The organism is Spirillospora sp. CA-108201, from assembly GCF_050936235.1.
Taxonomy (GTDB): domain Bacteria; phylum Actinomycetota; class Actinomycetes; order Streptosporangiales; family Streptosporangiaceae; genus Spirillospora.
Genome location: NZ_JBNJNE010000001.1, coordinates 7,209,679 through 7,231,490 on the forward strand (window position 1 = coordinate 7,209,679; position 21,812 = coordinate 7,231,490).

21 protein-coding genes and 1 riboswitch are annotated in these 21,812 nt (G+C 73.6%); of the genes, 15 read left to right on the forward strand and 6 right to left on the reverse strand.

Features of this window, described 5'->3' with window-relative positions; genetic code table 11:
* Positions 1-62: 62 nt before the first annotated feature.
* Positions 63-536 carry a hypothetical protein gene (locus tag ACQEU6_RS34730; protein ID WP_499337635.1) on the reverse strand — a complete coding sequence of 158 codons (474 nt, stop codon included), beginning with the start codon at positions 534-536 and terminating at the stop codon, positions 63-65.
* A 174-nt stretch (positions 537-710) separates the two neighbouring features.
* Here ACQEU6_RS34730 and purN point away from each other — a divergent pair, with 174 nt between their 5' ends.
* The 4 genes from purN to ACQEU6_RS34750 all read left to right on the forward strand — a co-directional run bounded on the left by purN (position 711) and on the right by ACQEU6_RS34750 (position 4,268).
* The gene (purN, locus tag ACQEU6_RS34735) at positions 711-1,457 is read left to right on the forward strand and encodes a phosphoribosylglycinamide formyltransferase (protein WP_499337637.1); all 747 of its coding nucleotides are present in this window, start codon (positions 711-713) and stop codon (positions 1,455-1,457) included.
* Positions 1,438-3,003, forward strand: coding sequence for a bifunctional phosphoribosylaminoimidazolecarboxamide formyltransferase/IMP cyclohydrolase (purH, locus tag ACQEU6_RS34740; protein ID WP_499337639.1), 1,566 nt, complete (start codon positions 1,438-1,440; stop codon positions 3,001-3,003). The genes purN and purH overlap by 20 nt, the downstream gene beginning before the upstream one ends.
* A gap of 309 nt (positions 3,004-3,312) precedes the next feature.
* A complete protein-coding gene (locus tag ACQEU6_RS34745; protein WP_499337641.1) occupies positions 3,313-3,939 on the forward strand; it encodes a GAP family protein in 627 nt (208 codons plus the stop codon).
* Positions 3,940-4,091: 152 nt separating this feature from the next.
* Complete coding sequence (locus tag ACQEU6_RS34750) at positions 4,092-4,268, forward strand: hypothetical protein (protein WP_499337643.1); 177 nt, start codon at positions 4,092-4,094, stop codon at positions 4,266-4,268.
* A 14-nt stretch (positions 4,269-4,282) separates the two neighbouring features.
* Here the strand turns inward: ACQEU6_RS34750 and ACQEU6_RS34755 are convergent, their stop codons facing one another.
* Positions 4,283-4,876 carry a GNAT family N-acetyltransferase gene (locus ACQEU6_RS34755; protein WP_499337645.1) on the reverse strand — a complete coding sequence of 198 codons (594 nt, stop codon included), beginning with the start codon at positions 4,874-4,876 and terminating at the stop codon, positions 4,283-4,285.
* 129 nt (positions 4,877-5,005) lie between these two features.
* Positions 5,006-5,091: riboswitch (ZMP/ZTP riboswitch) on the forward strand.
* Between the two features lie 64 nt (positions 5,092-5,155).
* Here ACQEU6_RS34755 and ACQEU6_RS34760 point away from each other — a divergent pair.
* Entirely contained in the window at positions 5,156-6,004 is an 849-nt protein-coding gene (locus ACQEU6_RS34760; protein WP_499337646.1) for a bifunctional methylenetetrahydrofolate dehydrogenase/methenyltetrahydrofolate cyclohydrolase, read from the forward strand.
* Between the two features lie 167 nt (positions 6,005-6,171).
* Here ACQEU6_RS34760 and ACQEU6_RS34765 read toward each other — a convergent pair whose 3' ends face one another.
* Positions 6,172-6,891 carry an FHA domain-containing protein gene (locus tag ACQEU6_RS34765; RefSeq protein ID WP_499337647.1) on the reverse strand — a complete coding sequence of 240 codons (720 nt, stop codon included), beginning with the start codon at positions 6,889-6,891 and terminating at the stop codon, positions 6,172-6,174.
* A 334-nt stretch (positions 6,892-7,225) separates the two neighbouring features.
* On the opposite strand from ACQEU6_RS34765, the gene ACQEU6_RS34770 reads away from it, so the two are divergent.
* The 6 genes from ACQEU6_RS34770 to ACQEU6_RS34795 all read left to right on the forward strand — a co-directional run bounded on the left by ACQEU6_RS34770 (position 7,226) and on the right by ACQEU6_RS34795 (position 14,941).
* Positions 7,226-7,666 (forward strand): DUF3017 domain-containing protein, encoded by a 441-nt coding sequence (locus ACQEU6_RS34770; RefSeq protein WP_499337649.1) that lies wholly within the window; start codon positions 7,226-7,228, stop codon positions 7,664-7,666.
* A gap of 138 nt (positions 7,667-7,804) precedes the next feature.
* Positions 7,805-9,022 (forward strand): NADP-dependent isocitrate dehydrogenase, encoded by a 1,218-nt coding sequence (locus ACQEU6_RS34775; protein ID WP_499337650.1) that lies wholly within the window; start codon positions 7,805-7,807, stop codon positions 9,020-9,022.
* 328 nt (positions 9,023-9,350) lie between these two features.
* Entirely contained in the window at positions 9,351-10,340 is a 990-nt protein-coding gene (locus ACQEU6_RS34780; protein WP_499337651.1) for a malate dehydrogenase, read from the forward strand.
* Positions 10,341-10,525: 185 nt separating this feature from the next.
* Entirely contained in the window at positions 10,526-12,301 is a 1,776-nt protein-coding gene (locus tag ACQEU6_RS34785) for an HSP90 family protein (RefSeq protein WP_499337653.1), read from the forward strand.
* Positions 12,288-13,241 (forward strand): hypothetical protein, encoded by a 954-nt coding sequence (locus ACQEU6_RS34790; RefSeq protein WP_499337654.1) that lies wholly within the window; start codon positions 12,288-12,290, stop codon positions 13,239-13,241. Before ACQEU6_RS34785 ends, ACQEU6_RS34790 begins: the two co-directional genes overlap by 14 nt.
* A gap of 89 nt (positions 13,242-13,330) precedes the next feature.
* Positions 13,331-14,941 (forward strand): hypothetical protein, encoded by a 1,611-nt coding sequence (locus ACQEU6_RS34795; RefSeq protein ID WP_499337656.1) that lies wholly within the window; start codon positions 13,331-13,333, stop codon positions 14,939-14,941.
* Positions 14,942-14,998: 57 nt separating this feature from the next.
* On the opposite strand, the gene galK is transcribed toward ACQEU6_RS34795, so the two are convergent.
* Complete coding sequence (gene galK, locus ACQEU6_RS34800; protein WP_499340440.1) at positions 14,999-16,147, reverse strand: galactokinase; 1,149 nt, start codon at positions 16,145-16,147, stop codon at positions 14,999-15,001.
* Positions 16,144-17,097, reverse strand: a complete 954-nt coding sequence (gene galE, locus ACQEU6_RS34805; RefSeq protein ID WP_499337658.1) for a UDP-glucose 4-epimerase GalE — start codon at positions 17,095-17,097, stop codon at positions 16,144-16,146. Before galE ends, galK begins: the two co-directional genes overlap by 4 nt.
* A 117-nt stretch (positions 17,098-17,214) precedes the next feature.
* Between galE and ACQEU6_RS34810 the strand changes: the two genes are divergently transcribed.
* The 4 genes from ACQEU6_RS34810 to ACQEU6_RS34825 all read left to right on the forward strand — a co-directional run bounded on the left by ACQEU6_RS34810 (position 17,215) and on the right by ACQEU6_RS34825 (position 21,209).
* Entirely contained in the window at positions 17,215-18,237 is a 1,023-nt protein-coding gene (locus ACQEU6_RS34810) for a hemolysin family protein (RefSeq protein WP_499337660.1), read from the forward strand.
* An 18-nt stretch (positions 18,238-18,255) separates the two neighbouring features.
* Complete coding sequence (gene trpS / locus ACQEU6_RS34815) at positions 18,256-19,332, forward strand: tryptophan--tRNA ligase (protein WP_499340442.1); 1,077 nt, start codon at positions 18,256-18,258, stop codon at positions 19,330-19,332.
* Positions 19,322-19,978: a 2'-5' RNA ligase family protein gene (locus ACQEU6_RS34820; protein ID WP_499337662.1), complete on the forward strand. Its 657-nt coding sequence runs from the start codon at positions 19,322-19,324 to the stop codon at positions 19,976-19,978. The genes trpS and ACQEU6_RS34820 overlap by 11 nt, the downstream gene beginning before the upstream one ends.
* Positions 19,979-20,057: 79 nt before the next feature.
* On the forward strand, positions 20,058-21,209 hold the full coding sequence (locus ACQEU6_RS34825; RefSeq protein WP_499337664.1) for a YihY/virulence factor BrkB family protein: 1,152 nt from the start codon (positions 20,058-20,060) through the stop codon (positions 21,207-21,209).
* Between the two features lie 66 nt (positions 21,210-21,275).
* Here ACQEU6_RS34825 and ACQEU6_RS34830 read toward each other — a convergent pair whose 3' ends face one another.
* Positions 21,276-21,728, reverse strand: a complete 453-nt coding sequence (locus tag ACQEU6_RS34830) for a nuclear transport factor 2 family protein (RefSeq protein ID WP_499337666.1) — start codon at positions 21,726-21,728, stop codon at positions 21,276-21,278.
* Positions 21,729-21,812 lie beyond the last annotated feature (84 nt).

The window sequence follows — 21,812 nt, forward strand, 5'->3', positions numbered from 1 at the left end:
TCGAGACAGGCCCGGCCCGGCCTGGCCGGAGGCGTGTCGGGTCGGACCTGCGGGGCGGCCGGTCAGAGGAGGTCGCCGTACTTGTCCATGCTGCCGGCGGGCAGGTCGAGCTTCTTCTCGATCTTCGGGTAGAACTCCGCGCGGCACGCCTGCTTGTCGGCGGTGGTGTTGGAGGCGCTGACGCAGCGCTGGTAGCCGCTCAGCTCCGTCCACAGGAACGCGGTCAGGGAGACCGACAGCAGCGAGAACACCAGCCCGATCGACCCGAGCACGATGCCGGGGACGGCGCCGGGGGCGGCGTCCCGCGTGCGGCGCGCGCTCCGGCGGGCCCTGATGCCGACGACGAGCGCGGCGATGCCGAGCACCAGGCCGAGCGGGTAGAAGAAGAACGCGGTCAGCAGGGCGATGCCGCCGAGCCACAGGGCCCGCCAGCCGGTGCCCCGCCCGCCCTGGCGCGGCCCGGCGGGCGGCTCTCCCGCCGGCCGCCCGTCGGGGCGGTCTTCGGGCTGGGCCGGACGGTCCGGCTGCTCGCTCACGTTCTTCTCCTCCTGGGGCGTGCGCATCTCGGTTGCATGCGGGATGTTCGTACGGTCTGTTCTCGTTTGGGCTCTGGTGCGGGGTGGACTTGCGGTTCGGGCGGTCTGGGGTGAGGCGGCGCCGACATCGCCCGATAGGCTTCGTGATGTCCCAGCAACGTCCACCGGGGAGTCATGGTGTCCGCCCGGCTCGTCGTCCTCGTCTCCGGCGCGGGGACCAACCTACAAGCGCTGCTCGACGCGTGCGCGGATCCAGCCTACGGGGCGAAAGTGGTGGCCGTGGGGGCGGACCGCCCCGATATCGGCGGAACCGAGCGCGCCGAACGGGTGGGATTGCCCACTTTCACCCTTCGCATCCCTGATTTTCCGTCCCGGGACGACTGGGACGCGGCGCTCACGGAGGCCGTCGCCGAGCACGAGCCCGACCTCGTGGTGTCCGCCGGCTTCATGAAGATCCTCGGCCCGCGGTTCCTGGCGCGCTTCGGCGGCCGGACGGTCAACACCCACCCCGCCCTCCTGCCCTCGTTCCCCGGCGCGCACGCCGTAGGGGACGCCCTGGCTTACGGGGTGAAGGTCACCGGCTGTACGGTTCACTTCGTCGACGAAGGCGTGGACACCGGACCCGTCATCGCCCAGGAGAGCGTCCCCGTGGGCCGGCATGACGACGAAGACTCCCTGCACGAGCGGATCAAGCAGGTGGAGCGCCGGCTCCTCGTCGACGTCGTCGGGCGGCTGGCCCGCGACGGGTGGACCGCGCGCGGCAGGCGGGTCTCGATGAAGTGCCGGACCTGCGCGGACCCGCCCGGCGGGGAGGCCTCCGCCATTGACCCGCCCGACAGGGTTTCGTCTGACAGCGGTTCGTCTGACAGAGGTTCGTCCGATCAAGAGGGGAGCTCGACCGGTGAGTCGGGTGGCGATTAAGCGCGCGCTGATCAGCGTGTACGACAAGTCCGGGCTGGAGGAGCTGGCCCGCGGCCTGCACGAGGCGGGAGTGGAGATCGTCTCGACCGGGTCGACGGCGGGCCGGATCTCCGCCGCCGGCGTCCCGGTGATGAAGGTGGAGAAGCTCACCGGGTTCCCCGAGTGCCTGGACGGACGGGTCAAGACCCTGCACCCGAAGGTGCACGCGGGCCTGCTCGCCGACCGGCGCAAGGAGGACCACCTCCAGCAGCTCGACGACCTGGCCGTCGAGCCGTTCGACCTCGTGGTCGCGAACCTCTACCCGTTCGCCGACACGGTCGACTCGGGCGCGACGCCGGACGAGTGCGTCGAGCAGATCGACATCGGCGGGCCCACGATGGTCCGCGCCGCCGCGAAGAACCACGCGAGCGTCTCCGTCGTGGTGGACCCGTCCGCCTACGGGACCGTCCTGGACGCCGTGAGGGCCGGCGGTTTCACCCTGGACGAGCGGCGCCGCCTGGCCGCGCGGGCGTTCGCGCACACCGCGTCCTACGACGTGGCCGTGGCCTCCTGGTTCGCCGGCGACTACGCGCCCGACGCGACCGCCGCCGAGACACGCTGGCCCGACTTCCTCGGCGCCACCTGGGAGCGCTCGAACACCCTGCGGTACGGCGAGAACCCGCACCAGCGGGCCGCCCTGTACCGCTCGCCGGGCGAGGCGGGCCTGGCCGGGGCCGAGCAGCTCTACGGCAAGGAGATGTCCTACAACAACTACGTCGACACCGACGCCGCGCGCCGCGCCGCCTACGACTTCGCCGAGCCGTGCGTCGCGATCATCAAGCACGCCAACCCGTGCGGCATCGCGGTCGGCGCGGACATCGCCGAGGCGCACCGCAGGGCGCACGCCTGCGACCCGGCCTCGGCGTACGGCGGCGTGATCGCGGCGAACCGGCCGGTCACCGCCGACCTGGCCCGCCAGGTCACCGAGAGCTTCGCCGAGGTGCTGGTCGCCCCGTCCTTCGAGGACGAGGCCGTGACCGTCCTGAAGGACCGCTTCAAGAACATCCGCCTGCTGGTCTGCCCGGACGCCCCGGCGGGCGGCGTCGAGTACCGGCGCGTCGACGGCGGCGTGCTGCTCCAGGACGTGGACCGCGTGGACGCCGCCGGCGACGACCCGTCGGGCTGGGAGCTGAAGACCGGCGCCGCCGCCGACGAGGCGACCCTGCGCGACCTGGCGTTCGCGTGGCGGGCGATCCGCTCGGTGAAGTCCAACGCGATCCTGCTGGCCGCGGACGGCGCCACCGTCGGCGTCGGCATGGGCCAGGTCAACCGGGTCGACTCCGCCAAGCTCGCCGTCGCGCGGGCCGGGCGGGAGCGGGCCGCGGCGTCGGTGGGGGCGTCCGACGCGTTCTTCCCGTTCCCGGACGGCCTGGAGGTGCTGGCCGAGGCGGGTGTCCGCGCGATCGTCGAGCCCGGCGGGTCCGTCAACGACGACAAGGTGATCGCGGCGGCGGAGAAGGCCGGCATCACCCTCTACTTCACCGGCGTCCGGCACTTCTTCCACTGAGGGGCCACTGAGGGGCCACTGAGGGGCCACGAGGCGCACCGCACTGCCGGGCGCGCCGGCGGGGAGCGTCCCGCCGGCGCGCCCGCGCGCCTCCCGGGCCCGCGACGACGCGGGGAGCCGCGTCCACGCTCCTCAGCGGCGGGTCAGCCGCGCCCCTGGCGCGGGCCATCGGGGGCACGCCGAGCAGAGGAAAGGATCATCCGCCGGTCAAGAACGCGTCGACCAGGGGATCCGGCCCCGAACGCTCCTCTACCGTGAGTCCTGACGAGGGCGGTTCCCGCGCTGCGGGAGGCACGGCGGGGAGGGGCCATGACTCTTCAGGTGCTCCCGCTGGCCATCACGATGATGGCCGGGCCGCAGATCATGTCCGCGATCATCCTGGTGACGACCCCCCGGCCCGTGCGGGCCTCGCTGGCGTTCCTGGCCGGCGTGGCCATCTCGGCGACCGTGGGGGTCGCCGTCGCGCGGGGGATCTTCGCGCTGGTGGGCAACAGCGTGTCGATCGGCAAGCCGTCCGACGACAGCTCGGTCGGCAAGATCATCCAGTACGTGCTGATCGCGCTGCTGCTGCTCGCCATCCTGCGCAACTACGTGAAGCGGGCCACGATCGAGCCGCCCAAATGGCTCGGGTCGCTGATGAACGCCGGACCCGGCCGGGCGTTCAAGACCGGGCTGCTGCTGATCATCGTGATGCCCTCCGACATCCTCGTGATGCTCACCGTGGGGGCCAACCTGGAGCAGCACCACGAGGGCGTGGCGACGGCGGCCGTCTTCATCGGCGCCACCCTCCTGGTCGCGGCGCTGCCGCTGCTCGCCCTCCTGCTGTTCCACCGGCGCGCGGAGCGCGCCATGCCCCGCGCGCGGGAGTGGATGACGCACAACAGCTGGATGGTCAACATCATCTGCTGCCTGATCTTCATCGCGATCATCCACTGACGGCGGTCCCGCCCCCGTGCGCGCGACCCGCGTCCGCGCGACTCGTCTCCCGCCGCGGGACCGCGCACCGCCGCCGGACGGGTACCCTCAGGCTGCCGCGCCCCCCTGACCCTCCCCTGACCCCGGCGCGGGCGTTCCGTGGTGGAGGCGGGATGAATCTGCTGCTGTCCCTCATGCTCGGCGTGGTCTACCAGGCAGACCTGCTGCTGATGGAGTCCCGGCAGGTGATCGGGCTGGTCGCCGCGTTCCTGGCCGCGATGCTCGCCGCCCGGTTCGGCTGGCACGGAACCGACCGCCTCATCGGCCGGCGCGAGCGCTCCGAGGACTGAGCGCCGGTTCCGGTTCAGCGCAGCCTCGCGCGCAGGGCGCGCTCGGCGGCGGGCCAGTCGTCGTCCGTCATCGCGTAGACGGCCGTGTCGCGGATCGAGCCGTCCGCGCGGATCCGGTGCTTGCGGTGGACGCCCTCGAACGACGCGCCGAGCCGCTCGATCGCCGCGCGCGACCGCTCGTTGCGGACGTGCGTGTGCCAGCCGACCCGGATCGCTCCGAGGGCGCCGAACGCGCGGCCCATGAGGAGCAGCTTCGCCTCGGTGTTGAGCCCCGTCCGGCGCCACCGCGAACCGATCCAGGTGTGGCCGATGCACAGGCCGCGGTCGGACGGGGAGATCTCGTAGTACGACGTCGTCCCGGCGACCTCGCCGGTCACCGCGTCGATCTGCGTCCAGGGCAGGCGCAGCCCGCGCTCGCAGGCCGCCAGCGCCTTGTCGACCTGCGCGCGCATGTCCGCGGCGCTTCGCGGCTGCCGCTGGCTCATCCACGTCCACAGCTCCGGGTCTTCGGACGCCTCGAACAGGCCCGCGGCGTGCTCGGCCGTCAGCGGCTCCAGCCGCACGTAACGCCCGGTCAGGACGGGCCGCTCGAACCATTCGTCGTTCATGCCGAGCACGTTAGGAGCCCGCGGGCGGCATCCGGCAGAGCCACTCGACGCCGTTTTCCGCAGGCCACTCGCGCGGCCGTCCGGCGGTGGGGCCACGGGGCCGCCGCCTGCGGGCGGGCCGGTTAGCATGGGGGTTCACGCGACTGGCGCGGTCAAGGTGGATCACCACCGGGGAGCGAACGACAGTCCGGACACCGCGCGCCTGGGTGGACGGGACCTTTTCCGGCCGGGCTCTTCGCCCGGGGCCCGGTCCCGGCCGAGATCCACGCGGAGGAACGCATGACGGCACAGATTCTGGACGGCAAGGCCACGGCCGCCGAGATCCGCTCGAACCTCAAGGTCCGCGTCGACGCGCTGCGCGACCGCGGGGTCTCCGTCGGGCTCGGCACCGTCCTGGTCGGCGACGACCCCGGCAGCCACTCCTACGTCAACATGAAGCACCGCGACTGCGCCGAGGTCGGCATCGAGAGCATCCGCCGCGATCTGCCCGCCACCGCCTCGCAGGACGAGGTGGAGCGCGCCGTCGCCGAGCTGAACGCCGACCCCGCCTGCACCGGCTACATCGTCCAGCTGCCGCTGCCGAAGGGCCTGGACGAGCAGCGCGTGCTGGAGCGCATCGATCCGGCCAAGGACGCCGACGGCCTGCACCCGACCAACCTCGGCCGGCTCGTGCTGATGCAGCCGGGCCCGCTGCCGTGCACGCCGAAGGGCATCGTCGAGCTGCTGCGCCGCTTCGACGTCCCGCTGCGGGGCGCCGAGGTCACCGTCGTCGGCCGCGGCATCACGGTCGGCCGCTCCCTCGGCCTGCTGCTGACCCGCCGCACCGAGAACGCGACCGTCACCCTCTGCCACACCGCCACGCGCGACCTCGCCGAGCACACCCGCAAGGCCGACGTCGTCGTGGCGGCGGCCGGGGTGCCCGGCCTCATCACCGCCGGCATGGTCAAGCCCGGCGCGGCCGTCCTCGACGTGGGCGTGTCCCGCGTGGACGGCAAGCTCGCCGGTGACGTGGCCGCCGACGTGCGCGACGTCGCCGGCTGGGTCGCGCCCAACCCCGGCGGCGTCGGCCCGATGACGCGCGCCATGCTCCTCGCGAACGTGGTCGAGGCCGCCGAGCAGGCCGCCTGACGGGCGGTCTCCGGAGACGGGCGTGCCGCGGGGGCCGCCACCAGCACCCAGGTGGCGGCCCCCGCTCACGTGGCCCTCGGCCGCGCCGTCACTTGCGCGGCCGTGTCGGGGGCTGAGCGATCGCCCTCCGGTTCGCGCTGCCGGGGAGGGCGACCGCGGGTCTCACATCAGCTGGCCCTCCGTCCCGCGGCCGTGCTGTGCGCCGGGCGGCCCGGGGCGTGAGCATGGCCGGTCGTGCCCGGCCGGCGCGTCTCGGCGGTGGCGCCGCGCGCACCGGGGACGCGCCCGTCCATCGGCGGACGGCCCTGCTGGGGCACGTGCACCGGGGGCAGCGGGCGGACGAGGCCCATGGCGATGACCTCGTTGGCGAGCCGAGTGCGCCGGTTGGCGCCCTCGGGGATGCGGAACTTCTGATAGAGGCGCAGCAGGTGCTGCTTGACCGCGGCCTCCGTGACGACCAGCTCGCCGGCGATGTCGCGTGCCGTGGCCGGAGCCACGAACGCCTCGTCGGACAGGGCGGGCCGGCACAGCGAGGTCAGCACGTCGACCTCCCGGCGGGTGAGCTCGGGCGCGACGGCGCGCCGCAGTTCGACGTCCGGGTCGACCTCCTCACGGGGGATGCCCCCCAACCGGCAGCGCGCCGTGCCGAAGCTCACGACGTCACCGTCCTCCAGCACACGACGGGCGATCGGCCGGCCGTTGACGCGCGTCCCGTTGCGGGACAGGCCCATGTCCACCACGTAGACGTACGGGCCACGTCGGACGATCTCTGCGTGCAATCGGGACACACTCGGGTCGTCGAGGCGGATGTCCACTCCTCTCCCTCTCCCGACCGTCGTCACGTCGGGGCGCAGCGGCACCACCAGCCCGCTGTCCTCGATCCGCATGAACGGCCCCTCCACGGCAGTCCTCCCAGCTAGTTAGCGACCCCTGTCTGCCGGGTTACCCGGGTGCCATGCCGTCACACCCTCCTACTGGCGAGTAGGACCGATGGCGCAGGGGATTCCGAGCTCTCGGCCATCACCTTGAGCACATAGGTCCCATCCGCATTTCGGCGGTGGGTGACAAGCCGGACTCTTCCCCCGCCGCCTTCCTTGCCTCTCCGCCGCGACTCATTCGCGTCCCCCTCGCGCCCTCCTCCCGCCGAGGGCGTGCGCGATGTCGTGCGCGATGTCGTGCGCGATGTCGTGCCGGGATCCGATTGCCTATACCGTGAGGGCCATGAGCACCCAGGTGCAGCGGCGCAGGCGCAAGGCGCCGCGTCGCAGGAGCGCCGCCCCGCACTGGCTCGCGCGGCTGCCGTACCTCCTCGTGCTCAGCGGCGTCGGCGCGGGGCTCGCGCTGTGCGCCTTCAACTACTTCCGCAAGGGCTCGGGCCTGATGGCCGCCGCGCTGCTCATCGGCGCCCTCGCCCGGCTGCTGCTGCCCGAGTCGCAGCTCGGCCCGCTCGCCGTCCGGAGCCGGTCGGTCGACTGCTGGACGCTCGTGATCCTCGGCGAGATGGTGGCGTTCGTCTCGCTGAGCGTCCCGCCGATGAACAAGACCGGGCTCGTCCTCGCCGGCGCGTTCGGCGTGCTGATCGCGCTCACGATGCTGGCGCGCGGTGCGCGGCTGGTCCTCGCCGGGCGTTCCGCCCGGACGGGCGAGGAGCCGCCCGGCTGACGCGCCGGCGCAGGTCGGGGCGCATGCGGCGGGTCCCAGGGCAAGGGCAGGTCTAGACCTCATGACCGCCTCGGCTAGCCTTGCCAGTTGAGCCTTACAAGGACTGCTGGCCAGGTGTAGGAAAGGGACAGCAACAGCATGCCCAAGATCAAAGTAGCGGGCCCGGTCGTCGAACTCGACGGCGACGAAATGACGCGGATCATCTGGAAATTCATCAAGGACCAGTTGATCCTGCCCTACCTCGATGTGGACCTGAAGTACTACGACCTGGGGATCGAGCACCGTGACGCCACGGACGACCAGGTCACCGTCGACGCCGCCAAGGCCATCCTGGAGCACGGCGTCGGCGTGAAGTGCGCGACCATCACCCCCGACGAGGCGCGCGTCGAGGAGTTCGGCCTGAAGAAGATGTGGCGGTCCCCGAACGGGACGATCCGCAACATCCTGGGCGGCGTGATCTTCCGTGAGCCGATCATCGCGTCCAACATCCCGCGCCTGGTCCCCGGCTGGACGAAGCCGATCATCATCGGCCGCCACGCCCACGGCGACCAGTACAAGGCCACCGACTTCGTCGTGCCCGGCCCGGGCAAGGTGACGATCACCTACACCCCCGAGAACGGCGACGAGCCGATGGAGTTCGAGATCGCCTCGTTCCCCGGCGGCGGCGTGGCCATGGGCATGTACAACTACGACGACTCGATCCGCGACTTCGCCCGGACGAGCATGCGGTACGCGCTCAGCCGCGAGATGCCGCTGTACATGTCGACGAAGAACACGATCCTCAAGGCCTACGACGGCCGGTTCAAGGACCTCTTCCAGGAGATCTACGAGACCGAGTTCAAGTCGGACTTCGAGACCAAGGGCCTCACCTACGAGCACCGCCTGATCGACGACATGGTCGCCGCGGCGCTGAAGTGGGAGGGCGGGTTCGTCTGGGCCGCCAAGAACTACGACGGCGACGTCCAGTCCGACACCCTCGCGCAGGGCTTCGGCTCGCTCGGCCTCATGACCTCCGTCCTCATGACCCCCGACGGCAGGACCGTCGAGGCCGAGGCCGCGCACGGCACGGTGACCCGGCACTACCGGCAGCACCAGCAGGGCAAGCCGACGTCGACCAACCCGATCGCGTCGATCTTCGCCTGGACGCGCGGGCTGGAGCACCGCGGCAAGCTCGACGGCCAGCCCGAGGTCGCCGACTTCGCGCGCAAGCTGGAGCAGGTCTGCATCGAGACCGTCGAGAGCGGCCAGATGACCAAGGACCTGGCCCTGCTCGTCGGCTCCCAGACGCCGTGGCTGACGACGCAGGACTTCCTGGAGGCCCTCGACACCAACCTCCAGAAGAAGATCAACGGTTAGCACCCCCGCGAGACCTCCCCGCCGCCCCGGGGGTGATCCTCCCTGGGCGGCCGGCCGGGGGTCTCACGACCGTGCTCCCCTCGCACGCGGAAGCGCAAGGCCGTCCCGGAGATGTTCCGGGGCGGCCTTCGGCCTGTTCGGGACGGGGGCGCATGCCGGGAGGCGCACCTGCGCGGTGGGGGGCGGGGCGTGCGCGATAGCCTGGCACCGCAACTATCTCGACGGCGAGAGAACCCGCGCGACGCAGCGCAGGCGGGCGGCCTCTCGGGCGGTCGGGTTCCCAAGGATGGCCGCCTGAGCCCGTCAGGTCACAGCAGGAGAAGGACGCATGACTCGCACCCCAGTCACCGTTACCGTTACCGGCGCCGCGGGCCAGATCGGCTACGCGCTGCTGTTCCGCATCGCGTCCGGGCACCTGCTCGGCGCGGACGTGCCCGTACGCCTGCGCCTGCTGGAGATCCCGCAGGCGGTGAAGGCCGCCGAGGGCACCGCGATGGAACTGGACGACTGCGCGTTCCCGCTGCTGTCCGGCATCGACATCTTCGACGACGCCGTCCGGGCGTTCGAGGGGACGAACGTCGCGCTGCTGGTCGGCGCCCGCCCGCGCACGAAGGGCATGGAGCGCGGCGACCTGCTGGAGGCCAACGGGGGCATCTTCAAGCCGCAGGGCGAGGCGATCAACGCCGGCGCGGCCGACGACGTCAAGGTCCTGGTGGTCGGCAACCCGGCGAACACCAACGCGCTGATCGCGCAGCAGCACGCGCCGGACGTCCCGGCCGAGCGGTTCACCGCGATGACGCGCCTGGACCACAACCGCGCCCTCGCGCAGCTGTCCAGGAAGGCGGGCGCCTCCGTCGCCGACATCCGCAGGATGACGATCTGGGGCAACCACTCCGCCACCCAGTACCCGGACGTGTTCCACGCCGAGATCGCCGGCCGGAACGCCGCCGAGACGGTGAACGACCAGGACTGGCTGGAGAACGACTTCATCCCGACCGTCGCCAAGCGCGGCGCCGCGATCATCGAGGCGCGGGGCGCGTCGTCGGCGGCGTCGGCCGCGTCCGCCGCGATCGACCACGTGCACACCTGGGTGAACGGCACCGCCGACGGCGACTGGACGTCCATGGCGGTCGTGTCGGACGGCTCCTACGGCGTCCCCGAGGGCCTGATCTCCTCGTTCCCGGTCACCACCGGGAACGGCAAGTGGGAGATCGTCCAGGGCCTGGAGATCGACGACTTCTCCCGGTCCCGGATCGACGCCTCCGTCGCGGAGCTGTCGGAGGAGCGCGAGGCCGTCCGCAAGCTCGGCCTCATCTGAGCGAGCCCCCGGAGGGCATGCGTCACGAGCCCCGGACCGCACCCGGTCCGGGGCTCGTCCGCGTCCCGGCCCCCGGCGGTCCGCGGCGCCCGGCGGATCCATGATCTGCGGACAAATAATCTGAAGCCGTCGGTATCGGTCGCTAGGGTGTGATCGCTCGGAAAGTGATCGGGGGAGGCGTGCCGGTGGCCGAACAGGCGTTCCAGGTGGATCTGCGGGGCGTGGTGGACCTGCTGAGCCGCCACCTCTACGCGAGCCCGCGGGTCTACCTGCGGGAGCTGCTGCAGAACGCGGTGGACGCGATCACGGCGCGCGGCGCCGGCGGGCGCGTGGAGATCGAGACGGGCGGCGGCGTCCTGCGCGTCCACGACGACGGCGTCGGCCTGACCGAGGACGAGGTGCACGCGCTGCTGGCGACGATCGGGCGGTCGTCCAAGCGGGACGAGCTCGGCTTCGCGCGCCACGACTTCCTCGGCCAGTTCGGCATCGGGCTGCTGTCGGCGTTCCTGGTCGCCGACGAGATCGAGGTCGTGACGCGGTCCGCGCGCGGCGGGGCCGCCGTGCGGTGGACGGGACGCTCCGAGGGCAGCTACCGGGTCGAGCCGGGCGAGCGGGACGAGCCGGGCACGACGGTGACGCTGCGGGCGCGGCCGGGCGCGTCGGAGCTGCTCAGCCCGCCGGTCGTCGCCGAGCTGGCCGCCGCGTACGGGTCGCTCCTCCCGGTCGAGCTGGTCGTGGACGGCGTCGCCGTCACCGGCGGCGGCCCGCCGTGGCGGGCGTCCCACCGCGATCCCGCCGACCGCAGGCGGGCGCTGGAGCGGTACTGCGAGCAGGTCTGCGGGTTCACCCCGTTCGACGTCGTGGACCTCGACGTGCCGGAGGCCGGGCTGACGGGCGTCGCGTTCGTCCTGCCCGAGCCGGTGTCGCCGTCCGCGCGCGCCGCGCACCGCGTCTACCTGAAGCGGATGCTGCTGGCCGAGAGCGTCGAGGGCCTCCTTCCCGACTGGGCGTTCTTCGCGCGCTGCGTCGTGGACGCGGGGGAGCTGCGGCCGACCGCGAGCCGCGAGGCCCTCTACGAGGACGAGCTGCTCGAATCGACGCGGCACGGCCTCGGCGAGGTGCTGCGGCAGTGGCTGGTGAAGCTCGCCGAGACCGACCCGGCGCGGCTGCGCGCGTTCCTGCGGCTGCACCAGCTCGGCGTCAAGGCGATGGCCCTGCACGACGACGACATGCTGCGGATCGTGGACCGGTGGCTGGAGTACGAGACGTCCTCCGGGCCGATGACCCTGCACGAGTTCCGCCGCCGCCACCCGGACGGCCGGTTCACCGCGGACGTGGACGAGTTCCGGCGGCTCGCGGCGGTCGCGGGCGCCCAGGGCGTGGGCCTGGTCAACGGCGGCTACGTCCACGACACCGAGATCATCGAGCGGCTGCCGGACCTGGACCCGGACGTCCGGCTCCCGCGGCTGGACGCGGCCGAGCTGACCACCGCGTTCGGCGTCCTCGACCCGGCGGCGGAGCTGGCGCTGCGGCCGTTCCTGGCGGCGGCGCAGAAGGCGGTGGAGCGGCTCGGCTGCGAGGTCGTCGTCCGCGACTTCGATCCCGCGTCGCTGCCCGCGTTGTACCTGACGAGCCGGGACGCGCAGTTCCGCGAGGAGTTGGCGCGCGCGCGGGAGGAGTCGGACGAGCTGTGGGCGGACGTGCTCGGCGCGGTCGGCGCCACCACGAGCGCCGACCGTCCCCAGCTGGTGCTGAACCACCGCAACCCGCTGGCGCGGCGCGTCACCTCGCTCGGCGACGGCGGGCCGGTCGAGGCGGCCGTCCAGGCCCTGTACGGGCAGGCGCTGCTGCTCGGCCACCATCCGCTGCGGCCCGTCGACACGGCGGTCCTGAACCGCTCCTTCATCGGCCTGCTGGAGTGGGCCGTCCACTCCCCGGAGGCCCCTGATGAGCACGGATGACGTCTACGCGCTGATGGCGCGGTCGCAGGAGCTGCCCTACGGGGAGGCCCGCACGGTCCTGATCGAGGACGCGCTGCGCCGCGCCGAGGCGGCCGGCGACGAGGTGCTGGCGTTCCACGTGCGGGTCAGGCTGACCGACGCCTACCGGTACGGCGGCGAGCCCGTGAAGGCGTTCGCGACGTTCAGCCGCACGCTGGCGGACCACGACCGCGACCCCGCCCGGTTCGACGAGACGCACAGCCTGCTGTGGCAGATGAAGGCGGTGGTCAGCTCCCTGACCGCGTTCCCGGAGATCCCGCTGGACCGGGCCCACGCCGTCCTGGACGACATGGAGCGGCGCTACAAGGCGGGCGGGCACAGCCTCCAGGCGGTGTACCACTACCGCAACGTGGTGGCGCGGCACATCGGCGACGACTCGGCGCACGCGTGGTTCGTGAAGTGGCGCGCGGCCGAGCGGGACGAGCTGTCCGACTGCGAGGGCTGCGACCCGACCGGCATGGCCCGCCACCTGGTGGAGGCCGGACGGCACGAGGAGGCGTTCGAGATCGCCGCGCCGGTGCTGAGCGCCCGGCTGTCCTGCAACGAGCAGCCGCAGTCGATCCAGACGGCGCTGCTGCCGGTGTACCTGCGCATGGGCCGCCTGGAGGAGGCCGCCGCCGCGCACCGCCGCGCCTACCGGGTGCACCGGGCGCGCCTCGCCGACCTCGGCGATGTCGCCGAGCACCTGGAGTTCTGCGCGGTCACCGGCAACGGGGCGCGCGGCCTGGAGATCCTCCAGCGGCACCTCGGCTGGCTCGACCGGGCCCCGAGCGCGCACGCCGACATGGAGTTCTCCGCCGCGGCGGCCCTGCTGCTGAGGGTGGTCGAGGACGCCGGCCACGGCGCGGCGACCATCCGCCGCCCGGCGGCCGGCGACCGCCCGGCGGGGGAGGCGCCCTGACCGAGCTCCGTGCCGAGCTGGCCGGGCGCGCCACGGCGCTGGCGGCCCGGTTCGACGCCCGCAACGGCACGTCCCACCAGGGCGACGAGGTGCGCCGCACGCTGGAGGCCGAGCCGGTCGTCGACTTCCTGCCGCTGGCCCCCCACCACCGCCGTCCCGCGCCCGCGCCGGCCCCGCGGAGGGAGCCGGCCCCAGCGGACGACCTCGCCGCCGTGGACGATCTCGGCGAGCTGCTCGACCTGGTGGAGCGGCGCCGCCGGGACGGCGACCTGCCCGGGATGCTGGCGGCCTTCCGGCGGTACGACGCCGTCGCCGAGACCACCGAGCCGACGCCCGTCCAGAAGGCCCGCCGCCTGGACGGCCGGGGCGTCGAACTCGCCGTCGAGGGCGACGGCCACGGCGCCGCGCGGTGCTGGGAGGAGGCGTCCGGGCTGTTCGCGGAGCTGGGCGACGAGAAGCGCCGGCACCGCGCGCTCGGCCGACTCGGCGCGATGCGCGTCGACCTCGGCGACGAGGGCGGCCTGGAGCAGGTGGTCGCGTCCGCCGAGCACTTCGCCGCGCATCCGGGGCAGGACGGCGACGCCACGGCCGCGCTGCTCCGCCTCGCCACCGCGCAGTTCGGGCTGGACCGTCCGGCCGAGGCCCTCGCCGCGCTGGACGGGGTCGACCCGGACGACGCCCCCGACCGGGCCGGTGAGCTGTGGTTCCTGCGGGGGCAGGCGCTCCTGCTGACCGGCGACACCGGCGGCGCGGTGGCGGCGCTGCGCCGCTCCGCCGACGCGGCGCGCGCCTCCGGCGAGCCGGAGACGGTCGCCTCGCCCGGCCTGCTGCTCGCCCGGACCCTGGCCCGCCAGGAGTCCGGCCCGGACGAGGAGGTGTTCGCCCTGCTCGACGAGGTGGTGGCCGTGCTGCCCCCGTCGCCGATGCGCGCGTCGGCGCACTGCGACCGCGGCCTCGCGCTCCTCGCCGCCGACCGCCCGGCGGACGCCGTCGCCGACCTCGCGGAGGCGATCGCGGCCTGGACGGCCGAGGGCATGCACGAGCAGGCCGTCCACCTGCGCGTGGACCTCGCCGCCGCGTACCTCGCCGTGGGCCGGCACCTGGAGGCCGCCGAGGCCGCCGAGGAGGCGCTGCCCGGCTTGGACGGCGACGCCGCCCGGCGCTGCCGCCTGTTCCTGGCGCACGCCCAGAAGGAGATGGGCGAGGAGGACGCCGCCGCCACCTTCGCCGCCCTCGCCGAGGACGCCGCGCGGGACGGCCGGCACGACGCCGTCGCGCACTTCCTGGAGGAGGCCGGGGGTGTCCTGACCGCCCTCGACAGGGACGCCCAGGCCGCCGCCCGGTTCGCCGAGGCCGCCGAGGCCGGCGAGAAGGCGGGCGACCCCTACGCGGTGGTCCGCACCCGCCGCCGCGGCGCGATCTGCCTGCTGTGGAGCGGCGACGCCGACGAGGCCGTCGCCGCCATGGACACGGCCCGCGCGGCCCTGGCCGGGCTCCCGGCGGACGACGAGCCCGCCCGCGTCTGGGAGACCGCTCTCGTCTCCTACGACCAGGCCCGCGTCCTCGCCCGGGCCGGCCGCCTCCCCGAGGCCGTCGCGCACGCGTCGGCGGCCGTCGACGGCTTCACCGCCCTGGACGAGACCGACGCCGCCGAGGAGGCCGGCCGGCTTCTCAAGGACCTCAGGTCGGCCCGTGCGTGACGCCGCCTTCCGCTGACGCGGGCCTCCGCCGGCGCGGAGGCCCGGCAGGGGTGTGGATCAGCTGACGCGGTGGGCGCCCTGCGAGGGGGGCGCCTCAAGGAACTCGGGCCGCGTCCAGTCGCGCCTGGCGTAGGCGGCCGTGATCGCGTCCCGCACCTTCCCGGCGCGCGCGGCCGGGGCGAGGACGATGGCGGAGCCGCCGAAGCCCCCGCCCACCATGCGGCCGCCCCGGGCGCCCGCGCGCACCGCGGCGTCGACGGTGGCGTCGGCCTCGGGCCAGGAGACCTCGAACTGGTCGCGCAGGGACAGGTGCGAGGCGTTCAGCATGGCGCCGAGCTCGGGGAGGGCGCCGGCGCGCAGCAGCCCGACGGCGGCCTCGACGCGGTGGTTCTCGGTGACGACGTGCTGGACGCGGCGGCGCAGCACGGGGTCGCGCAGCGCCGCGAGGGCGGCGGCGAGGTCCTCGACGTCGCGCAGGGCCTCCACGCCGAGGAGGGACGCGGCCTCCTCGCACTCCGCGCGGCGGCGGCCGTAGTCGCCGCCCGTCAGGGCGTGCGAGGCCCGCGTGTCGACCACCAGCAGGACCATGCCCGAGGCCGCCGGGTCGAACGGGACCTGCGACGACAACCCGCTGCGGCAGTCGAGCATCAGCGCGCGGCCGGGCGCGCACAGCAGGGACGCCGACTGGTCCATGAGGCCGCACGGCATGCCGACCTGCTCGTTCTCGGCGCGCTGCGCCAGCCGGGCCAGCACGGGACGGTCGATCTCCACGCCGTGCAGGTCGCACAGCGCCAGCGCGGTCGCGCATTCCAGGGCGGCGGACGAGGACAGGCCCGCGCCCTGCGGGAGGTCGGAGTCGATCAGCAGGGACGCGCCGCCCGTCCCGTGCTCGCGCAGCACGCGCGCGACGCCGACCGGATACGCGGCCCACTCCCGGTCGGCGGGCCAGTCCTCGGAGGCGACCGTCCCGCCGTCCACGGGCGCGGTGACGGCGGTGGAGGCCTGCAAGGAGCGGACCTCCACCACGCCGTCGTCGCGGCGGGCGGCGGCGACCGAGACCCCGCGCGGGAGCGCGAACGGCAGGACGAACCCGTCGTTGTAGTCGGTGTGCTCGCCGATCAGGTTGACCCGTCCCGGCGCGTGCCACACGCCCTCCGGGGCCCGCCCGAACGCCGCGGTGAAGCTCTCGCGGAGCGCCCCGGTCATCGGGAGCGCAGGAAGGTCCACGCGTCGCCGACCATGGCGCGCAGGTCGCGCTCGGGCTTCCAGCCGAGCCGCGACTGGATCTTCTCCGAGGAGGCGACCAGCACGGCCGGGTCGCCGGGGCGGCGCGGCGCCGTCTCGGCGGGGATGTCGCGGCCGGTGACCTCGCGGCAGACCTCGACGACCTCGCGGACGGAGGCGCCCGTGCCGCTGCCCAGGTTGAAGATCTCGTGGCGGCCGGGCTCGCAGGCGTCCAGCGCGAGCAGGTGGGCGCGGCCGAGGTCGGTCACGTGGATGTAGTCGCGGACGCAGGTGCCGTCCGGCGTCGGGTAGTCGTCGCCGAACATCTTGACGGCGCCGCCGCCCTCCTGCGCGATCTTCAGCACGTTCGGGATCAGGTGGGTCTCGACCGTGTGCCGCTCGCCGAGCCGCCCGTGGGCGCCGGCCACGTTGAAGTAGCGCAGCGACACGCCGCCGAGGCCGTGCAGCCGCGCGTACTCGGCGAGGGCCGTGTCGATCGCCAGCTTGGACGCCCCGTAGGGGTTGGTCGGCCGGGTCGGGTCGGTCTCCAGGATCGGCGTCGACTCCGGCTCGCCGTAGGTCGCGGCGGTCGAGGAGAACACGATCCGGGGCACGCCCGCGACGCGCATCGCCTCCAGCAGGGCGAGGGACTCCCCGAGGTTCTTGTCCCAGTACAGGCCGGGCTTCTCGACGGACTCCCCGACGAGCGAGCGGGCCGCGAAGTGCAGCACGGCGCCGAACCCGGCGCCGCCGAGCACCTCCGCCGCCGTGTCGCGCAGCGTGCCGCGCACCAGCCGGGCGCCCTCGGGCACCGCGTCCTCGTGCCCGGTGGACAGGTCGTCCAGCACGACGACCTCGTGTCCCGCCTCCAGCAGCAGAGCGGAGACGACGCTGCCGACATAGCCGGCGCCTCCGGTGACGAGCAGCTTCACTGACGGACCTCCACGACGAGACTCTCGGCCGGTTCACGATGGTCGGGACGGCGGGGCGCGTCCAGGCCAGGGATCCGCCCAGGCTATCCGGAACGCCGAACGGGGAAGGCTGAACCCATGGACCCGACGCCGTCCCGGCCGCCCGCGGGGCCCGCGGGAGCGCTCGCCCGCCCGCTGGTGTGGCTGCTGTCGAACTCGACCCACCTCGTCGTGCGGCTGTCGGGCGGCGACCCGGGCGCGCTCCGCGAGGAGATCACCGCGGAGCGGATGCGGGTGCTGGTCGCGCAGAACACGCAGCTCACCCCGGACGAGCGGGCACTGATCGGGGAGGTGTTCGCGGCGGGGGAGCGGCCGCTGCGCGAGGTCCTCGTCCCGCGCACCGAGGTCGAGTTCCTGGACGCCTCGCTCCCGCTGGCCGCCGCCGCGCGGATCGCCGCGGGCAGCCCGCACTCGCGGTTCCCCGTCTGCCGCGACTCCCACGACGAGGTGATCGGCTTCGTGCACATCCGCGACCTGCTGGTGCCCGTCCCGCCGGACGGGCCCGCCGGGGCCCCCGCGGGCGACGGCCGGGTGGGGGGCCTGGTGCGTCCGGTGAAGTTCCTGCCGTCCTCGAAGCGGGTGCTGCCGGCGCTGTCGGAGATGCGCCGCGAGGGCTGCCACCTGGCGATCGTCATGGACGAGTACGGCGGCGTCGCCGGCATCGTCACGCTGGAGGACCTCCTGGAGGAGCTCATCGGCGACATCCGCGACGAATATGATGTCCAGGACGCGCAGGCACGGCGCCTGCACGGCGGGGTGGTCGAGGTCGACGGCCTGCTCAACCTGGACGACTTCGCCGCCGAGACCGGCATCCGGCTGCCGGCCGGGCCGTACGAGACGGTCGCCGGGCACATCATGGCGGCGCTGCGCCGCGTGCCCGCCGAGGGCGACTCGGTGGAGGCCGGCGGGCGCCGGCTCGCGGTGGCCCGGATGGAGGGCCGGCGGGTGGCCCGCGTGCGCGTCATGCCGCGGGCGTCGCCGCAGGCCGCACCGGCGCCGCCCGGCACGCCGTCCGCGACCCCGCGGGCGGCGATCGGCGACGCCGCCGCCGGCCCCGGCACCCGGCAGGCCACCGGCGGCGAAGCCTCAAGCGACACCTGAGAGAATCGGTCCGTGCACATGCCCGAAGCGCCCAGCCCCGAAGCGTCCGCCGGAACGGCCGCGGCACCGCCGCGCGTGCTGTCCGGCATCCAGCCCACCGCCGACTCGTTCCATCTCGGCAACTACCTGGGGGCGCTCCGGCAGTGGGTCTCGATGCAGGACACCCACGACGCCTTCTACTGCGTGGTGGACCTGCACGCGATCACCGTCGAGCACGACCCCGCGCTGCTGCGCCGCCGGACCAAGGTCGCCGTGGCGCAGCTCCTCGCGATGGGCCTGGACCCCGAGCGCGCCACGGTGTTCGTGCAGAGCCACGTCCCCGAGCACGCCGAGCTGGCCTGGGTGCTCGGCTGCCTCACCGGGTTCGGCGAGGCCCAGCGGATGACCCAGTTCAAGGACAAGTCGTCCAAGCAGGGCACCGGGGGGACGACGGTCGGGCTGTTCACCTACCCGGTCCTTCAGGCCGCCGACATCCTGCTCTACTCGCCCGACCCCACGACCGAGCCCGGCCGGGCGATCGGCGTCCCCGTCGGCGAGGACCAGCGGCAGCACCTGGAGCTGACCCGCACCCTCGCGCAGCGGTTCAACCACCGGTTCGGCGACACGTTCGTGCTGCCCGACGCGCACATCCCCGAGGGCGCCGCGAAGATCACCGACCTCCAGGAGCCGGACGCCAAGATGAGCAAGTCGGCGTCCTCCCCGCAGGGGATCATCGACGTGCTGGAGGAGCCCGGCCCGATGCGCAAGAAGATCATGCGCGCGGTCACCGACACCGGCTCCGAGGTCGTCTACGACGAGGAGAAGAAGGCCGGCGTCACCAACCTCCTGCGGATCTTCTCCGCGCTGGAGGGCACCTCCGTCCCCGACCTGGAGACCCGCTACGCGGGCTCGGGGTACGGGCAGTTCAAGAAGGACCTCGCACAGGTCGTCCTCGACACGTTCACGCCGATCAGGGAGCGCACCCTCAAGCTGCTGGACGACGAGGAGCGCCTCGACCAGGTGCTCGCCCTGGGCGCCGGGCGCGCCTCCAGGGTCGCCGCCGCGACGATGGAGACCGTGCGCGAACGGGTGGGATTCGTGGGACGTGGTCGCTGACGGCCCCGCCTCCGACGCCGCGGAGGGCCCTGGGAAGGCGCCCTCCGCGGCCGGGGGCGTGACCCCCGGCGGGGACGGCGGCTCCCGCACGATCGGCGTCGCCATCCCCATCCCCGACCCGTACGGCGCCTTCCTCCAGGCCCGGCGCGCCTCCTTCGGCGACCCGCTCGCCCACGCCATCCCGACGCACATCACGCTGCTGCCGCCGACCGAGATCCCCGAGGCCGAGATCGACGCCATCGAGGAGCATCTGCGCGACGTCGCGAGTACCGAGACGCCGTTCCCGATCAGGTTGCGAGGCAGCGGAACGTTCCGACCGGTGTCGCCGGTCGTGTTCGTGGCACTCGCCGAAGGAATCGGCGGTTGCGAACGGGTACAGGCGAAGGTTCTGTCGGGACCGCTTGCCCGGCCGCTGCCGTTCCCGTACCACCCGCACGTCACCATCGCCCACCACCTCCCCGAGAGCGTCATGGACCGGGCGTTCAAGGACCTCGCCGGCTACAGCGCCGACTTCGAGACCTGGGGCTTCTCCCTGTACGAGCACGGGCGGGACGGCGTGTGGCGCCCGCAGTGCGACTTCGTCTTCGGGGACGGCGCCGTGCCCTCCCCGGGCGGCGGACGCGGCGGGCCGGCCGCGTCCGGGTGAGCGGCGCCACAAGACGCTGCGTTGACCGTTCGATTACCGTCTGCGGCATCGTGTGGCCCGGGTTGGGTACGTTGCGTGCATGCGGCAGGTGATCGACGGGGTCCAACGGCGGAGCGAGTCCCTGTTCGGCGACGGGAAGGCGCTGCTGCAACGTTCCCGGGAACGATCCCGGTGGTTCGACCACCAGGCGCGCGCGTTCGAGCGGTACCAGGAACGCCGCGGCGACCGGCTCGCGGCCGCCCTCACCTGCTACGCGTTCCTGTCGTTCTTTCCGCTGATGGCGCTGGCGTACGCGCTGCTCGGCTACCTCGTCGGGGTCAGCGACGAGGCCCGCGCCTACTTCGTCCGGGCGATCAACTCGCAGCTGCCGGGGCTCGCGGGCCAGCTGGACGTCGAGCAGATCGCCCAGTCCAGGACCGCGGTCGGCGTCCTCGGCCTGGTCGCGCTGCTGTTCACCGGGATCGGCTGGGTGCAGGTGCTGCGCGAGTCCCTGCGCGACATCTGGGGCAACGAACCGGGCGGCGGCGGCAACTTCTTCCTGAAGCGGCTCTGGGACGGCGGCGTGCTCGCGTTCCTCGGCCTGATCCTGATCTGCGGCATGGCGGTCACGACGGTCACGACGTCCGCCACCCACACCGTCCTCGGCTGGCTCGCCCTGGAGGACGTCCCCGGAGCCGGGACCGGGCTGCGCCTGCTGTCCCTCGCCTGCGCCATCTTCTTCGACACCGTGGTCTTCCTGGCGCTGTTCACCCGCCTGTCGGGCACCCGGGCTCCCTGGCGCCGGATCATCAGGGGCGCGGTCTTCGGCGCGGTCGGCTTCGAGATCCTCAAGCAGATCGCCGCGTTCCTCGTCGGCCGCACGACGCAGAACCCCGTCTACGGCACGTTCGCCGTCCTGGTCGGGCTGATGGTGTGGATCAACGTGGCGACCCGGTTCGCCCTGTTCGTCGCCGCCTGGACGGCGACGCGCCGCGTCGTCCTCACCGCCGACGCCGCCAACCCGGAGAACAGCGCCGACCTCGCGGAGGTCGAGGCCCTCCGGGAACGCGCCGGCGAGAAGCCCGGCAGGCACGAGAAGCCGTCCGAAGACGAGGACCCGCCCCACGGCGAGGCCCAGGACGTTCGGAGAAGGCCGGGCCGCCGCGAAAGACCGGCCGAGTCCGGCGGCCGGCTCGAAGACGAGAAGCCGACGCAAGACGAAAAGCCCCTCGAAACCGGAAGACCGGCCTGACCCCAGTAGCCGACCGGGGCCGGGGCCGCCGGGGATGTGGCTGCGCGGGGCCGGCGGCGGGCCGGGTCAGGACCAGAAGGCGGCGTCTGCGTGCTGGTCTTCGGCCAGGGTGCGGATCTCGGTGATCTTGCCGTCGCGGATGCGGAAGAGGTCGACCGCGCGGGCGTCCAGGACGCGGCCGGGGCGCTCGGCGTAGGTCTGGACGAGGGCCGCGCCGTGCTCGTCGTTGGCCATGACCGAGTAGGGCTCGGTGTGGAACGTCCCGCCCGAGAGCTCGAACAGGCGGACGTAGAGGCCCAGGACCTCCTCGGGCGTCCGGTACTCGCCGCAGAGCGGCCCGCGGCCGGGGACGCGGTGCACGACGTCGCCGGCGAGCAGGGCGCCGATGAGGTCCATGTCGCCCTTGGCGAAGGCCGTGTAGCCGTCCTTCAGCAGCGTGACGTTCGGGTGCTCGTACGTCGGCGGCGGCTCCGGCGCGAGGGCGGGTGCGCCGAGCACCGGGACATACAAGTCGGACATGGCGCAGTTCCTCCCCGCGGCGCCGTTCCGCCGTCCCCCGGCGGTGACGCGATCACCGGCGCCACCGCGAGCGTAGGCCGGGCG

What these genes read in the sequence shown, in the direction of transcription:
- trpS (WP_499340442.1), top strand. Translation starts at nt 18,256, where the DNA reads ATGCCCGAAGCGCCCAGCCCCGAAGCGTCCGCCGGAACGGCCGCGGCA.
- galK (WP_499340440.1), bottom strand. Translation starts at nt 16,147, where the DNA reads ATGACCGGGGCGCTCCGCGAGAGCTTCACCGCGGCGTTCGGGCGGGCC.
- ACQEU6_RS34790 (WP_499337654.1), top strand. Translation starts at nt 12,288, where the DNA reads ATGAGCACGGATGACGTCTACGCGCTGATGGCGCGGTCGCAGGAGCTG.
- ACQEU6_RS34760 (WP_499337646.1), top strand. Translation starts at nt 5,156, where the DNA reads ATGACGGCACAGATTCTGGACGGCAAGGCCACGGCCGCCGAGATCCGC.
- purN (WP_499337637.1), top strand. Translation starts at nt 711, where the DNA reads ATGGTGTCCGCCCGGCTCGTCGTCCTCGTCTCCGGCGCGGGGACCAAC.
- ACQEU6_RS34825 (WP_499337664.1), top strand. Translation starts at nt 20,058, where the DNA reads ATGCGGCAGGTGATCGACGGGGTCCAACGGCGGAGCGAGTCCCTGTTC.
- ACQEU6_RS34830 (WP_499337666.1), bottom strand. Translation starts at nt 21,728, where the DNA reads ATGTCCGACTTGTATGTCCCGGTGCTCGGCGCACCCGCCCTCGCGCCG.
- ACQEU6_RS34770 (WP_499337649.1), top strand. Translation starts at nt 7,226, where the DNA reads ATGAGCACCCAGGTGCAGCGGCGCAGGCGCAAGGCGCCGCGTCGCAGG.
- ACQEU6_RS34745 (WP_499337641.1), top strand. Translation starts at nt 3,313, where the DNA reads ATGACTCTTCAGGTGCTCCCGCTGGCCATCACGATGATGGCCGGGCCG.
- ACQEU6_RS34810 (WP_499337660.1), top strand. Translation starts at nt 17,215, where the DNA reads ATGGACCCGACGCCGTCCCGGCCGCCCGCGGGGCCCGCGGGAGCGCTC.
- ACQEU6_RS34780 (WP_499337651.1), top strand. Translation starts at nt 9,351, where the DNA reads ATGACTCGCACCCCAGTCACCGTTACCGTTACCGGCGCCGCGGGCCAG.
- ACQEU6_RS34755 (WP_499337645.1), bottom strand. Translation starts at nt 4,876, where the DNA reads ATGAACGACGAATGGTTCGAGCGGCCCGTCCTGACCGGGCGTTACGTG.
- ACQEU6_RS34775 (WP_499337650.1), top strand. Translation starts at nt 7,805, where the DNA reads ATGCCCAAGATCAAAGTAGCGGGCCCGGTCGTCGAACTCGACGGCGAC.
- ACQEU6_RS34750 (WP_499337643.1), top strand. Translation starts at nt 4,092, where the DNA reads ATGAATCTGCTGCTGTCCCTCATGCTCGGCGTGGTCTACCAGGCAGAC.
- ACQEU6_RS34765 (WP_499337647.1), bottom strand. Translation starts at nt 6,891, where the DNA reads ATGCGGATCGAGGACAGCGGGCTGGTGGTGCCGCTGCGCCCCGACGTG.